The sequence below is a fragment of the Sulfitobacter sp. genome, from assembly GCF_041552635.1.
Classification (GTDB): Bacteria; Pseudomonadota; Alphaproteobacteria; order Rhodobacterales; family Rhodobacteraceae; genus Sulfitobacter.
The window spans coordinates 1-15,660 of record NZ_JBFEKM010000100.1 but is presented as its reverse complement, the minus strand read 5'-3'; the positions used below and the strand labels follow the sequence as shown (position 1 = coordinate 15,660).

14 protein-coding genes are annotated in these 15,660 nt (G+C 58.1%); 5 read left to right on the top strand and 9 right to left on the bottom strand.

Going from position 1 to position 15,660, the window contains the following annotated elements; genetic code table 11:
• The 5 genes from ABYT07_RS12780 to pgk form a co-directional block, all read right to left on the bottom strand.
• Positions 1 to 1,081 (bottom strand): 2-oxo acid dehydrogenase subunit E2 (locus ABYT07_RS12780; protein ID WP_372992160.1); only part of this gene is annotated, 1,081 nt, incomplete at its 3' end.
• Positions 1,082 to 1,093: 12 nt separating this feature from the next.
• Positions 1,094 to 2,467: a pyruvate dehydrogenase complex E1 component subunit beta gene (locus ABYT07_RS12775; protein WP_372992158.1), complete on the bottom strand. Its 1,374-nt coding sequence runs from the start codon at positions 2,465 to 2,467 to the stop codon at positions 1,094 to 1,096.
• 3 nt (positions 2,468 to 2,470) lie between these two features.
• Positions 2,471 to 3,481: a pyruvate dehydrogenase (acetyl-transferring) E1 component subunit alpha gene (pdhA, locus tag ABYT07_RS12770; protein ID WP_372992157.1), complete on the bottom strand. Its 1,011-nt coding sequence runs from the start codon at positions 3,479 to 3,481 to the stop codon at positions 2,471 to 2,473.
• Between the two features lie 162 nt (positions 3,482 to 3,643).
• Positions 3,644 to 3,943, bottom strand: coding sequence for a septum formation initiator family protein (locus ABYT07_RS12765; protein WP_372992162.1), 300 nt, complete (start codon positions 3,941 to 3,943; stop codon positions 3,644 to 3,646).
• Positions 3,944 to 4,099: 156 nt separating this feature from the next.
• A complete protein-coding gene (pgk, locus tag ABYT07_RS12760) occupies positions 4,100 to 5,293 on the bottom strand; it encodes a phosphoglycerate kinase (RefSeq protein ID WP_372992156.1) in 1,194 nt (397 codons plus the stop codon).
• 132 nt (positions 5,294 to 5,425) lie between these two features.
• Between pgk and ABYT07_RS12755 the strand changes: the two genes are divergently transcribed.
• Positions 5,426 to 5,932, top strand: a complete 507-nt coding sequence (locus tag ABYT07_RS12755) for a peptidylprolyl isomerase (protein ID WP_372992154.1) — start codon at positions 5,426 to 5,428, stop codon at positions 5,930 to 5,932.
• The gene (locus ABYT07_RS12750; protein ID WP_372992153.1) at positions 5,925 to 6,479 is read left to right on the top strand and encodes a peptidylprolyl isomerase; all 555 of its coding nucleotides are present in this window, start codon (positions 5,925 to 5,927) and stop codon (positions 6,477 to 6,479) included. The genes ABYT07_RS12755 and ABYT07_RS12750 overlap by 8 nt, the downstream gene beginning before the upstream one ends.
• A gap of 298 nt (positions 6,480 to 6,777) precedes the next feature.
• On the opposite strand, the gene ABYT07_RS12745 is transcribed toward ABYT07_RS12750, so the two are convergent.
• From ABYT07_RS12745 to ABYT07_RS12730, 4 genes are all read right to left on the bottom strand, one after another.
• A complete protein-coding gene (locus tag ABYT07_RS12745) occupies positions 6,778 to 7,290 on the bottom strand; it encodes a polymer-forming cytoskeletal protein (protein WP_372992152.1) in 513 nt (170 codons plus the stop codon).
• Positions 7,280 to 8,602, bottom strand: coding sequence for a DUF5930 domain-containing protein (locus tag ABYT07_RS12740; protein WP_372992151.1), 1,323 nt, complete (start codon positions 8,600 to 8,602; stop codon positions 7,280 to 7,282). Before ABYT07_RS12740 ends, ABYT07_RS12745 begins: the two co-directional genes overlap by 11 nt.
• Positions 8,603 to 8,787: 185 nt before the next feature.
• Positions 8,788 to 9,597 carry a ferritin-like domain-containing protein gene (locus tag ABYT07_RS12735; protein WP_372992149.1) on the bottom strand — a complete coding sequence of 270 codons (810 nt, stop codon included), beginning with the start codon at positions 9,595 to 9,597 and terminating at the stop codon, positions 8,788 to 8,790.
• Positions 9,594 to 10,055, bottom strand: a complete 462-nt coding sequence (locus ABYT07_RS12730; RefSeq protein WP_372992147.1) for a peroxiredoxin — start codon at positions 10,053 to 10,055, stop codon at positions 9,594 to 9,596. The genes ABYT07_RS12735 and ABYT07_RS12730 overlap by 4 nt, the downstream gene beginning before the upstream one ends.
• A gap of 141 nt (positions 10,056 to 10,196) precedes the next feature.
• Between ABYT07_RS12730 and ABYT07_RS12725 the strand changes: the two genes are divergently transcribed.
• From ABYT07_RS12725 to ABYT07_RS12715, 3 genes are all read left to right on the top strand, one after another.
• Positions 10,197 to 13,556, top strand: a complete 3,360-nt coding sequence (locus tag ABYT07_RS12725; protein ID WP_372992145.1) for a hypothetical protein — start codon at positions 10,197 to 10,199, stop codon at positions 13,554 to 13,556.
• A gap of 20 nt (positions 13,557 to 13,576) precedes the next feature.
• Positions 13,577 to 14,641 carry a tRNA preQ1(34) S-adenosylmethionine ribosyltransferase-isomerase QueA gene (gene queA / locus ABYT07_RS12720; RefSeq protein ID WP_372992161.1) on the top strand — a complete coding sequence of 355 codons (1,065 nt, stop codon included), beginning with the start codon at positions 13,577 to 13,579 and terminating at the stop codon, positions 14,639 to 14,641.
• A 74-nt stretch (positions 14,642 to 14,715) separates the two neighbouring features.
• Positions 14,716 to 15,660, top strand: a 945-nt coding sequence (locus tag ABYT07_RS12715) for an MFS transporter (protein WP_372992144.1), incomplete at its 3' end; no start/stop codon positions are given.

Below are 15,660 nucleotides of genomic sequence, written 5' to 3'. Positions count from 1 at the left end.
AATTGTCGATGCCGAACATGCCAAGGTTGGAGATCGCAAAGCTGCCGCCCTGATACTCATGCGGTGCGAGTTTGCGGTCGCGCGCGCGGGTGGCAAGGTCTTTCATCTCGGCCGAGAGGACCGAGAGTGATTTATTCTCGGAATCTGTCAGCACAGGGGTGAAGAGGCCACCGTCGATGGCCACGGCTACGGCTACATCCGAAGGCTTGAGCTTGAGGATGCGATCGCCTGCCCAGACTGCATTGGCATCAGGTACAGCTTGCAGCGCCAAGGCACATGCTTTGATGATGAAGTCATTGACGGACAGTTTGACGCCACGTGCTTCGAGCTGCTTGTTCAGATCAGCCCGGAACGCCATCAACGCATCAAGCTGGATATCCCGACGTAGATAGAAATGCGGGATCGATTGCTTGGCCTCGGTCAGGCGCGACGCGATGGTTTTGCGCATCCCATTGAGGGTGATTTCCTCATACTCGCGGCCCTCATACATTTTCATGACGGCGTCGGCTGATGGCCCTGCGGCAAGTGCGGGTTTGGCCGCTGCTGTTGTTGGGGCCGCTGTCGACGCGGCTTTGGGTGCGTCGGATTTGGACAGACCTTCAACATCAGCTTTGACGATCCGGCCATGGGGGCCAGACCCTTTGACTTGGGCCAAATCAAGCCCTTTGTCCGCTGCGATCCGGCGTGCCAAAGGCGTTGCAAAGATACGCGTGCCATCACCTGATTTTGGCGCTGCGGGCGCTGTTGGTGCAGCAGCAGGTGCTGATGCTTCTTGGGCGGCAGGTGCCGGGGCTGCCGCGGCGGGGGCAGAAGCCGCACCGATGTCGTCCTTGCTCTCGCCGTCTTCAAGCAGCACCGCAATCGGCGTGTTCACTTTCACGCCTTCAGTACCATCCGCGATCAAGATCTTGCCTATGACACCTTCGTCAGTGGCTTCGAACTCCATCGTGGCTTTGTCGGTTTCGATCTCGCACATCACATCGCCAGAGGACACGGTGTCGCCCTCTTTGACCAGCCATTTAGCCAGCGTGCCTTCTTCCATCGTTGGGCTGAGGGCGGGCATGAGGATTTCTATGGGCATGTCGTCCGCTCCTTATTTGTAAGTGACTTTTTTGACCGCTGCGATCACGTCATCTGTGGTCAGCAACGCCAGCTTTTCAAGGTTCGCGGCATAGGGCATCGGGACGTCCTTGCCTGTGCAGTTGATCACCGGGGCATCCAGGTAATCAAACGCCTCTTGCATGATCACGCTACTGATGTAGTTGCCAACGGATCCCTGCGGCCAGCCTTCCTCGACGGTTACGCAGCGATTGGTTTTCATCACTGACTTGATGATGCTGGCTGTATCCATGGGGCGCAGGGTGCGCAGGTCGATGACCTCGGCGTCGATGCCTTCGGCGGCCAATTTCTCGGCAGCTTCAAGGGCATAGGTCATGCCGATACCAAAGCTGACGATGGTGACATCACTGCCTTCGCGCCAGATGCGGGCCTTGCCGAAGGGCACGGTGTAATCTTCGACATCAGGCACATCAAAGGATTTGCCGTACATGATCTCGTTCTCGAGAAACACAACCGGGTTCGGATCGCGGATCGCAGATTTCATCAGACCCTTGGCGTCAGATGCCGAATAGGGCATCGCGACCTTGAGGCCCGGAATTTGCATGTACCATGCCGCGTAATCCTGACTGTGTTGTGCGCCAACACGCGCCGCAGCACCGTTGGGGCCACGGAACACCATGGGGGCACCCATCTGACCACCGGACATATACAGTGTTTTGGCGGCAGAGTTCAGGATGTGGTCGATCGCCTGCATGGCAAAGTTCCACGTCATGAATTCCACGATGGGGCGCAAACCGCCAAAGGCCGCACCGACACCAATACCGGCAAAGCCATGTTCGGTGATCGGCGTATCAATCACGCGCTTGGCACCGAATTCGTCCAGCAGCCCTTGGGAAATCTTGTAGGCACCCTGATATTCGGCGACTTCTTCACCCATCAGGAACACGTTTTCGTCGCGGCGCATTTCTTCGGCCATCGCGTCACGCAAAGCTTCGCGGACGGTCTGTTGTTTCAGCTTGGTACCCTCGGGCCAGTCAGGCGTGGTGTCTGTCTTTGGCGCGGCAGGTGCTTTCGCCTCTGCGGGTTTGCTTTGCGCTGCGGCTTGCGGGGCAGGGGCCGCCGCTGGTGCATCAGACGATACGCTATCTGCGGCAGAGGCATCTTCGCCTTCCTCCAGCAGTACCGCAATCGCGGTGTTGACCTTGACGCCTTCGGTGCCTTCTTGGATCAGGATCTTGCCAATCACACCTTCGTCGACGGCCTCGAATTCCATCGTGGCCTTGTCGGTTTCAATCTCGCACATGATGTCACCAGAGGACACTTTGTCGCCCTCTTTAACCAGCCATTTGGCCAGCGTGCCTTCTTCCATGGTCGGGCTCAGAGCGGGCATAAGAATTTCAGTTGCCATGGTTCAAGCCTCCTGTGGAACTTCGGTTGCGTAAATATCTGTCCAAAGCTCTTCTGGGGCGGGCTCGGGGCTGGTCTTGGCGAATTCGGCGCTGTCGTTGACGATTTTCTTGATCTCTTTGTCGATCGTTTTCAAATCATCTTCGGTTGCGTACTTGTTCTCAAGCAGGATGTTGCGGACCTGTTCGATCGGGTCACGCTCGTCACGCATTTTCTGCACTTCTTCGCGGGTACGATATTTCGCGGGGTCGGACATAGAATGGCCGCGATAGCGGTATGTCTTGATCTCAAGGATATAGGGGCCGTCACCGCTGCGTGCGTGTTTTACAGCGCGTTCGCCGGCATCTTTCACGGCCAGCACATCCATGCCATCGACCGCTTCACCGGGGATGCCGAATGCCTTGCCGCGTTCCCAAATCTCGGCGCTCGAGGTCGAGCGTTGCTGAGAGGTGCCCATCGCGTATTGGTTGTTTTCGATCACAAAGATCACCGGCAGTTTCCAAAGGGCTGCCATGTTGAATGTCTCGTACACCTGACCTTGATTCGCGGCACCGTCACCGAAATAGGTAAAGGTGACGTTGTCATTACCCTTGTACTTGTCCGCAAAGGCCACGCCTGCGCCCAAAGGCACGTTCGCGCCGACAATACCGTGGCCGCCGTAAAACTTTTTCTCTTTCGAGAACATGTGCATGGAGCCACCCTTGCCGCGCGAATATCCGCCTTCGCGGCCCGTCAATTCGGCCATGACCCCGTCGGGGTTCATGCCGCAGGCCAACATGTGGCCGTGATCGCGGTAGGTGGTGATGCGGCTGTCGCCCTCTTTCGTGGTGGCCTCAAGGCCGACAACAACGGCTTCTTGTCCGATATATAGGTGGCAAAAACCACCGATCAGGCCCATCCCGTAAAGCTGGCCGGCCTTTTCCTCGAACCGCCGGATCAACAGCATGTCTTTGTAATAGGCCTGTAGCTCTTCAGCACTGGCATTGGTCTTCTTGGTCGGTTTCTTGGCTGCCATGGGGCAAATCCTCCGTAACGTTGTCCCGCGCACGCGCAATATAGTTTAGCGTTAAACTATCTCTTATCGGATTCGGGACATGAAGGCGAGAGGCTTTTGCCAACACGTAAAATTCGCGACGGAATACCGGGGAATGTTCTAGTGGGTAACGGTGGCGACAGATTAACGAATGACAATCTCATCGGCACGGATCATGCCCAGAACCTTGCGCGTCTGTTCGTCAAGTAGATCAAGATCAAGGTAATCATCCGACAAGCGCCCGGTCAGATTTTCCATGCGCACGACATCAGCTTGGACTTGGGTCAATTGTACGCGCAAGTCTTGGGCTTCCGCGACGATCTCGGCTCGGCGAAACAGACCAAAATTACCCTGAATCGCGGCAAACGCAAAATACAGGCTTAACGCAAATGCGATTGCGAAAAACAAAAGGGTCCCGAAGGCGGGTCTGCTGCTGCGGTTCATCTGTATCTGCCTCATGTCGTCTCTTGCTGGACGTGAAATCAGTATGCCACAGGTGATTCGCTAAGGGAATCCCTAGTTTTACCAAATAAGGAGTTTCCTTTGGGATAATCGCCGGAGTTTTCAAAAACTCCGGCCCGTTTTCTTGGAAGAAAACGGCTAGCCCCCCAAAGCGGCCACACCCGGCAAAGTCTTGCCTTCCATCCACTCAAGGAAAGCCCCCCCAGCGGTAGAGATATAAGTGAAATCATCTGCCACGCCGGCCTGATTCAAGGCCGAAACAGTATCGCCCCCGCCTGCGACCGAAATCAAACTACCGTCCCGTGTCATCTGGGCCGCGGCCTGCGCGGCGGCGACAGTCGCTGTATCAAAAGGTGCAATTTCAAACGCGCCCATTGGGCCGTTCCAGATCAGTGTTTTCAATCCGGCAAAGGCATCCTCGACCAGTGTGACCGTGGCAGGTCCGGCATCCAGCACCATCTGGTCTGGGGCAAGCGCCGTATCGGCCCCTAGTTTGACAACCTCATGTGCCGCTTGGGCCTTGAATTCGCGCGCGACCAGACCGTCCACAGGCAGCAGGACACGGCAGCCCGCCTGATCGGCCTGAAGCATGATATCCTTAGCGGTTTCGAAAAAATCAGGCTCGGACAGCGAACTTCCCAGATCAGCGCCCATTGCCCCCAAAAACGTATTCGCCATGCCGCCGCCAATCACCAGCAAATCCAGCCGGTTCACCAGATTTTCAAGCAGTTCGATCTTGGTCGAAACTTTCGCGCCGCCAACAACAGCCCCGACCGGGCGTTCGGGTTTGGACAGCGCCGCCTCAAGCGCGGACAGTTCTGCCTGCATCAACCGGCCTGCGCAGCACGGCAACAGCCGCGCCAGCGCTTCGGTTGACGCATGTGCGCGGTGGGCCGCAGAAAACGCATCGTTGCAATAGATATCACCCAATGCCGCAAGCCGCTGCGCGAAGTCGGGATCGTTTTTCTCTTCGCCGGGATAAAACCGGATGTTTTCCAGCAACAAAACATCGGCATTTGCGATCTCTTGGGTGCCAGTCTCAACGGCTTCCAGCGTTTCTGCCAGCACCACCTTGCGGTTCAGTGCGGTTTCCAGCGCGGGTTTGACCACCAGAAGGCTTAGGTCTTGAACGCGTTTCCCTTTGGGGCGTCCGAAATGTGCCAGCAAGATTGGTTTGCCGCCCTTGGCAAGGATATCCTGCACCGTGGGCACGATACGCTGGATTCGCGTATCGTCGGTCACACGGCCCTTTTCGACCGGAACATTGATATCGACCCTCACCAGCACCCGCTTGCCGTGCAAATCCATGTCATCAAGTGTTTTCCAGCCCATATCTCACCCCTTGGTCCGTCGGTTTCCCGTGCTGTTTTGCCGTTATCGCGTCCGGGGTCAATGCACCTGCTTGGCAATTGCACGAACAAGCCCTAGTTAACTGCCAACGAAATTAGAATTTAGGAGAGCGGCATGGCCGAGATCAAAGATCCAGAAAACACAATCCTGATGGAATTGGCTGGCGGGACTGTCACCATTCAACTGCTGCCCGACATTGCCCCCAAGCACGTCGAGCGGATGAAAGAGCTCGCGCGGGCCGGCAAATACGACAACGTGGCTTTTCACCGTGTGATCGAAGGTTTCATGGCGCAGACAGGCGACGTGGAACATGGCAACATGGAAGACAACTTTAACCTGCGTGCCGCTGGCACGGGTGGGTCTGACTTGCCGAATGTACCTGCTGAATTCTCCAAGGTGCCCCATGCACGCGGCAGCATCGGTGCTGCACGTTCCGCCAACCCGGACAGCGCCAACAGCCAGTTTTTTATCAACTTCAAGGACAATGATTTCCTGAACGGTCAATACACCGTCTACGGTCAGGTCATTTCGGGCATGGAACATGTTGACGCCATCACCCGCGGCGAACCAGCAGCAAACCCTGATCGCATGATCAGCGTCAAGGTGGCCGCAGATGCCTAAGTTTTTCGCAGCATCCGCGATGGCTGTGCTGCTTGGCAGTGCGGCGTTCGCGTCGGGTCTTGAGATCACCGTTGATGGCGAAGCCAAAGGCGTGATCAAGATTGACCTGCTTGAGGACGTGGCACCTTTGCACGCGGAACGCATTGCGGCATTGGCAGCGGCAGGGGCCTATGACGGGGTGGTTTTTCACCGCGTGATCGAAGGCTTTATGGCACAGACCGGTGACGTTGAATACGGCAAGGCCGGTGGTGACACTGCCCGCGCGGGCTCGGGTGGGTCGGACATGGATGATCTGCCGGCCGAATTCTCGGACCTGCCGTTTGACCGCGGTGTTGTCGGCATGGCACGCAGCCAAAGCCCGAATTCGGCCAACAGCCAGTTCTTTATCATGTTTGACGAAGGGTATTTCCTGAACGGTCAATACACCGTCGTGGGTAAAGTGACCGAAGGGCTGGACGTGCTGGACGCGATCAAGCTGGGCACCGGGCCGAACGGCGCTGTCGTGGGCACGCCTGACCAGATGTCGACCGTGACTGTTACCGAATAATCAACTTCACAGGGGGTGGGCCAACAGGTTTGCCCCCTGTAACTTCTTATCCCCGACATCATCAGCCATATTTGCCGTTTGACAGCGATGCTGCCAAGCGCGGTTGGCCCGTGGTGCGCAGCCAATCCGGCCCGCACAGCGAGATGATTGCGATAGTGCGACGTTCGGCTGCCTATGCCGCGTACCGTCTGCCGGGCAACAAACTATGGGTTCAAGCACCAAAAAGAAAACGGGCGTCACAGTTCCCTGCAACGCCTGCTGATTGCTGATTGACCGTAACGGCAAATTTAGCCGCGTCTTATTCCATTGGTTTTGTGGCGGGGTTCGATTTTGCCACAGGGGCAGATTTTGCGCCGGGGTTCAACGGGTCGTCCTGACGCTGAACAGAGCCTTCGAAATGCGCACCGGATTCGATCGCGATTGTCTTGTGGATGATGTCACCCTCTACACGTGCGGTCGATGTCAGACGGACCTTGAGGCCACGTACGCGGCCCACGATGCGGCCATTGATCACCACATCATCGGCAATCACTTCGCCTTTGATGGTTGCCGTTTCGCCGATGGTCAGCAGATGCGCGCGAATATCGCCTTCAACCGTGCCCTCAACCTGAATATCGCCGGTGGTCTTCATGTTGCCGGTTACGTGCAGATCTGACGACAAAATGGATGCAGGGGGCTTTGCCTTGGGCGCGCTTGCCTTGAATTCATTCGACTTGGGGGCAGATGGCGCGCTCGACGAAGGGGCCGCCGTGGTTGGCGCTTGAGCATCTGACTTTGGTGCGGGATCGTTGATTTTGCTTTTAGAAAACATCGTTTGCAGCCTTGATAAAGATCATGGGATTTACAGCCTTGCCACCAACGCGAACTTCATAGTGAAGGTGGACACCGGTTACCCGTCCTGATGCCCCCATATCACCTATATGCTGTCCGCGCGATACCCTTTGGCCGACTTTTACTCGGATTTTTGACATATGCGCATAACGTGTCTCAACGCCGAATTCATGCTGTATCTTGACCAGACGCCCATATCCTGAGCCCCAGCCCGCATTGGTCACAACACCGTCCGCCGTCGCATAGAGCGGCGTACCGCTGGGGGCGGCGAAATCGACGCCACTATGCATGCGCCGTCCACCGGTTTTCGGGTCGCGGCGAAAGCCGAACTGGCTGGTAAAACGAAAGGCGTTCTTGACGGGATTCGCAAAGGGCGCTTTTTGCGCGGCCAGACGGTACAGGTTCAGCCGGTCCATCTGGTTAAGCAACCGGTTTGCACGCATCGTATCGGCCGAAGGTTCTTCGCCCCGCGTCGAAAAAGTCAGCGGCATCATCGGGCCACCCTGACCAGAATATCCGCGCCGCACGGTTTCCAGCATCCGGTCGGTCGGCATACCTGCATTGCGGAACATGCGGTCAAGCGGGGCGACAGAGACGGTCATCGCTTCTTCAAGTTGGCGGAAGATTGCGTCGTTCTGGTCCTGCATGATGGCAAGCTTCTGGGTCAGTTCTTCAGCTTCGACCAATGCGTCGCGCGCATCGACGATCACTTGATCACGCTCGGCGGCGGTGCGGGCCAAGGCATCGGCCAGAATAGAGGTCGGCGCAGAGGATGTGGCACTGTTGCGCGCTGCGCTGCCGCCTTCGGCACCTTCCAGCTGGGCAACCTGATCGCGTGCGATCTCACGGTCCATCATGGTGCTGCGCAAAGTGTTCTGGATCACTTCGATGCCTGTTTCCAACTCGCGGCGGCGGGTTTCGGATTGCAGCAATTCGGACTGCATCAAAGAAATCTGTTTCAACGCGGCGTTAAAACGTTCCTGTGCGGCGACCGCTTCTTCGGCACGGCCATTGCGCTGCGCGGAAAGGTCGCTCAGCCGGGCTTGATATGTGCTTTGATCCCGTTTCGCCTGTTCGCGGAAGTTTCCCGACCCGATGCTGTCCATCAGGACAATGGCTGTGGCGACAATGGCCCAGGCGATTAAAGCTGTGGAACCGGTCAGGGCAACAAGCTGGGTCGAGGGGCGCAAACGGACAAACCGTGTGTCTGTATCTGATTTCAGAAAGACACGGCGTTCTGGAAAAAAACGTTCCAGAATGGTGTGTATTTTAATCGCCAACCTCGTGCGCACGCGTGTTATCCTTGTCCCATTCCCTTTAAAGCGCTCTGGTCCCCAAACTTTGGCGCTTTTGTTCCGTTGTGCTTAGACAGTGACATCCCGTCGGGCAAGTCTGTTGGGTCATTGTCGGCACTAAATGAAACATTCCATAACATTCTGGCAAAAATCCGCCGATTCAATGGCTTGTTCGTTTGCATTCATGCAGATTCTGTCAACGGCCAGTAGAAATCTGGTGGAATACCTGCCTCGGCGCGCTTTTCTTCGTTGAAAGGCGGTCGCAGCAGGCCGTGGAAATATTTGCGCACAAGCGCGTGGAATTCGTCTTTGGGGTCCAGATCGTGACGCCCGCACAGAAAGTGAAACCATTTTGACCCATAGGCCACATGAGCGACCTCTTCGGCATAGATTGTCTCAAGCGCTTTGACGGCTTGGGTCGCTTTGGCCTGTTTGAAAATCTTGATCATGCCGGGGGTCACATCAAGGCCGCGCGCCTCAAGAACCATGGGGACGACGGCCAGACGGCCCATGAAATCATCTGCTGTGTCTTCGGCGGCGCGCCACATGCCGGCATGGGCGGGCAGTGCCCCGTAATGGCTGCCCAAGGCCTCGAGACAATCACACATCAGGTTGAAATGCTTGGATTCTTCGTCCGCTGCTTTGACCCAGTCATCGTAGAAACCCATCGGCATCTTGACGTCAGTGAAACGCGCGATGATGTCCCAATGCAGGTCGACCGCGTTCAATTCGATATGCGCCACGGCATGTAAAAGCGCGATGCGCCCCTCGGGTGTGCCGGGCTTGCGCTGCGGCACCTCGCGCGGCGACAGCAATTCCGGCTGGTCAGGGCGCGCAGGCTGCATCGGCGGGCTGGCATGGCCGATTTCGGGGCGTGCATCATCGGCACGCGCGGCACGCCACTGCGCTGCAAATTTATGCGACAGGGCGGTCTTTTCGCGGCCATCAGCGGTGCGGAGCACGGCATCGGCCATCTGCGCCAAAGGCATCACAGCGCGCGCACCGCTTCCAGCACTTCTTCGACATGGCCGGGGACTTTGACCTTGCGCCAAATGTTCGCAATATTTCCCTTTGGATCAATCAGGTAGGTGGCGCGTTCGATCCCCATGGACTTCTTGCCATACATGTTTTTTTCGACCCAAACGCCATAGCTTTCGGTCACGGTGCCTTCTACATCGGCCAGCAACGGCACGGTCAGATCGTGTTTTGCCGTGAATTTATCATGCTTGGCCATGGTGTCTCGCGAGATGCCGAAAACCAGCGCGCCTGCCTCTTTGAAGGCGTCCAGATGTTCGGAAAACCCGATGGATTCCTTGGTGCAGCCCGGGGTATCATCGCGGGGATAAAAGAAAAGCACGACAGATTTGCCTTGCAGGGCAGACAAAGTCACATCTTCACCGCCGGTCACAGGCAGGGTGAAATCGGGGGCGGGTTGACTAATATCAGGCATGGGTCACTTTCTTATGTATTGGATGCAGGCTGTTGGGGTGACATAGTAGCTCTGCTTGGCGGAACTTAAACCCCCCGATGTCTTGAAACCCGGCCGGGTCCCCCCGCGACCGGTCCAACAACGAGCTTACTCCTGACGATCATGTCAAACGACACCGCCATCCCCCAAACCAGACGTCGCAAGCGCCTTTGGCAGGCGGTGAAATGGTCGTTGTTGGGCATCGCGATGGCGGTGGCTGCCGTGGCAGGGGCGGCGATCCATATGATCCGCAGTCCGATTGTCATCCCAGACTGGATCGAGGCCAGGCTTGAGGCGCGCCTGGCGCAAGACTTGCCGCAGGCGCGCATCGTCTTTGGCGAAATGGTGCTGATCGTCGACGAAGGGTGGCGGCCGCGCGTGCGATTGCAAGATGTCCGCGTCACCAACCCCGCAGGGGCCGAACTGGCCGCGTTTCGCGAGGTGCGGGCCAGTTTCTCGGTCCGCGGGATCATGGAGGGCAAGGTGCAGCCCCGCGATATTGCGCTGTCGGGTGTTGTCGCGACCCTGCGCCGCGACCGTGACGGGCGCGTCGCCCTGAGCGCAAGCGCCGGCCAGGCCCCGGTAGAGCGTCGCGCGGCCACCATGCCCGAATTGATCGGACAGCTGGATGCCGCCTTGTTGACCCCCGCGCTTGGCCGGTTGCGGTCAATTGACCTGCGCGCGCTCACGCTTAGCTATACCGATCTGCGGTCGGAACGCGCCTGGACTGCGGATGGTGGCCGGTTGCGGCTGACCCGCACGGGCGAAACACTTGGTATTTCGGCAGATCTTGCGCTGCTTGGGGGCGGTGCCGATGTGGCGACGCTGAGCGCGAATTATACAAGCAAGCTGGGCGATACCGCGTCGCAGTTCGGCGTTACGTTCGATGGTGTCGCCGCTGCGGATATTGCGGCCCAAAACCCTGCGTTTGCATGGCTGCGGGTGCTGCGCGCGCCTATTTCTGGGTCGGTCCGCAGCAGCCTGAACGAAGACGGTGCCTTTGAGCCGCTGAATGCCACCCTACAGATCGGAGAGGGCGTGGTGCAGCCCAATCCCAATGCCGCGCCGATCCCTTTTGACGGGCTGCGCAGCTATTTCAGCTATAATCCAGACGAAAAACTGCTGCGGTTTGACGAGCTTTCGGTGCAAAGCAAATGGGTCTCGGGCCGGATCGAAGGTGCCGCGTCCCTTGGGATGGAGCCTGACGGGAAGCTGGGCAATTTGGTTGCCCAGATGCGGCTGACCAATCTTGAGGCGAATCCGGCGGATGTCTATGCCGACCCTATCTCTATCCAAGGGGCGGACGTTGATGTGCGGATCGCCTTTAATCCATTTCATCTGACGCTTGGGCGGATGGATATCAACGACGGCGATACAACGCTGAATGTCTTGGGCGACCTCAAGGCGGGGGCCGACGGGTGGCAAGTGGCGCTGGACGCGGGGCTGGACAAGATCGCGCCAGCGCGTCTGCTTGAACTTTGGCCCGAAAAGGCCAAGATCAAGACGCGCACCTGGGTTGCGGAGAACATCTATGACGGCGCGCTCAGCGATATCAGCGTGGCGTTTCGTTTGCGCCCCGGTGCCAAACCGGAAACGCATATGTCGTTCGACTTTGCCGATGCCGAGGTCCGGTTTTTGCGCAACATGCCCAACATCACCGGCGGGCGTGGCCATGCCAGCCTGTTGAAAAACCGCTTTGTGGTCAGCGTGGATGCGGGCCAGCTTGAGGCCCCTCAAGGCGGCACCATCGCGCTCAAGCCGTCATCGTTCATCATGCCTGATGTCACGGTTAAAGACGGCCCGCCCGGTATCGTGCGCCTTAACACCAGCTCGCAGATCACGGCGGTGCTATCGTTGTTGAACCAGCCACCCCTAAGCCTGATCGACAAGGCCAATCTGCCGGTTGAGCTGGCGCAGGCGACGGCGAACCTGTCGGGGACATTGGCGTTTGAAATGAAAAAGGGGGCCGACCCGAAAAAGACGGTCTTTGACGTCAGTGGTGATCTTCTGGACGTGCGCAGTGACGTTTTGGTCAAGGGGCGCAATCTGACGTCTGACAGGCTGGTGCTTGTGGCGTCCAACAGCGGTATCGGCATTGAAGGCAAAGGTACGGTTGACGGGGTGGTCTTTAACGGTGGATGGGCGCAACCGTTAGGCAAGCCGGGGCTGCCCAGCAGTGTGCGCGCGGATATCGTGTTGAATCAGAACACGCTGGATACGTTCAAGATCGCGTTGCCCCCCGGTACGGTGTCGGGTGCAGGCAAGGCATGGTTCGCGCTGGATCTGGCCAAGGGCGAGGTGCCGCAGTTTTCAATCACGTCGGATTTGCGCGGCCTGCGCCTGTCTGTCCCGCAAATCGGTTGGGCGAAACCCGCGGGCACGGCGGGCAAGCTTGAGGTCGCGGGCCGCCTTGGCCGCGTGCCGCAGGTTGATCTGCTTGAGGTGGCAGGCGCGGGGCTGACGGCAAAGGGATCGGTCAGATTAAACGGTGCAGGCGCGCTTGAGAGAGTGCGGTTCGACAGGTTAACCGTGGGGGACTGGCTGAACATGCCGGTCGATCTGCTGGGGCAGGGGCCGGGCAAACAGGTGCAGGTCGTGGTGCGCGGCGGCACGCTGGACATGCGTCGGGCAGCATTCGGCAAAAGCAAACCGTCGGGCATTGCAGGCCCACCGATGCAACTGGCCTTGGACCGGATGCAAATCACGGACAAGATCGCGCTGACGGACATGCGCGGCAGCTTCGGATTGGCCTTTGGCCTTGATGGCAGGTTTACCGCCAAGCTGAATGGCGGCACGGCGGTCACGGGCCGCGTGGTGCCGCAAAACGGGCGCAGTGCGATCCAGCTGACCTCGGGCGATGCGGGGGGCGTTCTGCGGTCGGCGAATATGTTGAAACAAGTGCGTGGCGGCACGCTGGCGCTGACGTTGCTGCCTGTCGGCTCGGGCGGGGCCTTTGACGGGCGCGCCGAGATCACGGATGTCAGGATCAAGGATGCGCCGTCGATTGCGGCGCTGGTCAATGCGGTGTCGGTCGTGGGGCTGGTGAATGAATTGAATGGTGACGGTATCTATTTCGATATGGTCGAAGCTGATTTTCGGATGACCCCTAACCGCATCACGCTGACCAAAGCCAGCGCTACGGGCGCGTCGCTTGGTATTTCGATGGACGGGGTATTCGCCACGGATACCGGCAGGATGGCGCTGCAAGGCGTGATTTCGCCTGTCTATATGCTGAACGGCATCGGCAGCTTTCTGACGCGCAAAGGCGAAGGGTTGGTCGGCTTTAACTATACGCTGGGCGGGACCGCGCAAAATCCGGATGTTTCGGTCAATCCGCTTTCGGCGCTGACGCCGGGGTTCTTGCGCGATATTTTCCGTGCGCCGCCGCCGGTTCTGCCGAATGTCGAAGGGGTGACCGGTTCAACCTTGCCCGCAGCCCCCGAGCCACAAAAGCCGGTTGTTCAGCCCTTTGAGGGGCGCTAAACGGCGGCATGAATACATCTTTGAAGCTGAGCGATTTTGATTTTGACCTGCCCGAGGCGCTGATCGCCACGCGGCCTGCGGTGCCGCGCACATCGGCGCGGCTGCTGGTTGCGGATGGCGCTGCGTTGCATGACAAGGTCGTGACCGATCTGCCCGATTGGCTGCGCGCGGGCGACCGGCTGGTGCTGAATGATACGCGCGTGATCCCTGCACGGCTGACCGGCGCGCGCCACCGTGACAGCGCCCAAGGCCCGGTGCAGGCCCGGATCGAGGTCACTTTGCTGGAGCCGCGCAGCGACGGTGCATGGGCTGCGTTGATCAAGCCGTTGAAAAAGCTGAAGATTGGCGAAGAGGTTATCTTTAGCCCTGATTTGCGCGCGACGCTGATCGGCACTGCCGACGGGCAGGGGCATTTGCAATTCAACTGCGCGGGCGATGATTTCGATGCCGCGTTGAACGCCGCCGGTGCAATGCCATTGCCGCCGTATATTGCCGCCAAACGGCCCGCCGACGCACAGGACCTAACAGACTATCAGACGGTTTTCGCGCGCACGCTTGGTGCTGTCGCGGCCCCCACCGCGTCGCTGCATTTCGATGATGGCCTGCTGCAACACCTGGCCGACAAGGGCGTGACGTTTACCCATGTGACGCTGCATGTGGGCGCAGGGACATTCCTGCCGGTCAAGGTCGATGACATCGCCGACCACAAGATGCACAGCGAATGGGGGCAGGTCAGTGCGCAGGCCGCAGCCGAGATTGCAGCGACCAAAGCTGCAGGCGGGCGCGTTATTCCCGTTGGCACCACGGCGTTGCGGCTGATTGAAACTGCTGCGCGGGATGGCGTGATCAAACCGTGGGAAGGTGACACCGATATTTTCATCACGCCGGGCTTTAGCTTCAATGTCGCCGATGCGCTGATGACAAATTTCCACCTGCCGAAATCGACACTGATGATGCTGGTCGCCGCACTCATGGGCCAAGAGGCGATCAAAACCCTTTACGCGCACGCAATTGCATCAAATTATAGGTTTTTTTCCTATGGTGATGCGTCTCTTTTGATCCCCGGGGCGCGAAAACCCGCCTGAGGGTCGTTCATAGGGATGACACACCCCTTGAATAAGATCAGGGAGGTGCGAAACGATGATAAAGGATTCGGGCAATGCTACAGGTTCTCTCAAGCGCATGGGCGCTCTTGCTGGGTATGTGTCTGCTGATGATCGGCAATGGCATGCAAGGCACGTTGCTGGGTATTCGCGGCGGTATCGAATCCTTTTCGACCCTTGAGATGTCCATTGTTATGTCCGCATATTTTGTGGGCTTTCTGGGCGGGTCGCGCATGGCACCTGGCATGATCCGTCGGGTCGGACATGTTCGGGTTTTTGCTGCCGTGGCGTCGATGATTTCTGCCGTGATGATCCTGTACCCGACGTTCCCCAATATTGTGATCTGGTCGATTGGCCGGGTGCTGATCGGGTTTTGTTTTTCGGCAGTTTATGTCACAGCAGAAAGCTGGCTGAACAATGCGGCGACCAATGAAAATCGCGGGCAGGCGCTGTCGCTGTATATGATTGTGCAGACGATGGGGATTGTTATTGCACAGGCTTTGTTGCTGACGGCAGATCCGTCCGGCTTTGTTCTTTTCGTTATCCCGTCGGTGCTGGTCAGCCTTGCGGTCACGCCGATCTTGCTGTCGATCAGCCCGACCCCCGCCTTTGACACCACCAAACCCATGAGCCTGCGTTCATTGGTCACCGTATCCCCCTTGGGCTGCGTGGGCATGTTCTTGCTGGGCGGCGTGTTTTCGGCGCAATTCGGTATGGCGTCCGTTTATGGTGCCGAAGCAGGGCTGTCGGTCGCGCAAATTTCGATCTTTGTGGCGACGTTCTTTGTGGGGTCGGTGTTGTTGCAATACCCGATTGGCTGGATTTCCGACCGGATGGATCGCCGTTTGCTGATTGTCATCACGTCAATCATCGGCGCGGCCGGGTCTATTCTGGGTATGATGTTCGGCCATATGTTCCCTGTGTTGCTGGTTGCCGCCTTTGTTGTAGGGGGGATGTCCAATCCGCTTTATTCCTTGTTGATTGCCCACACGAATGACTTT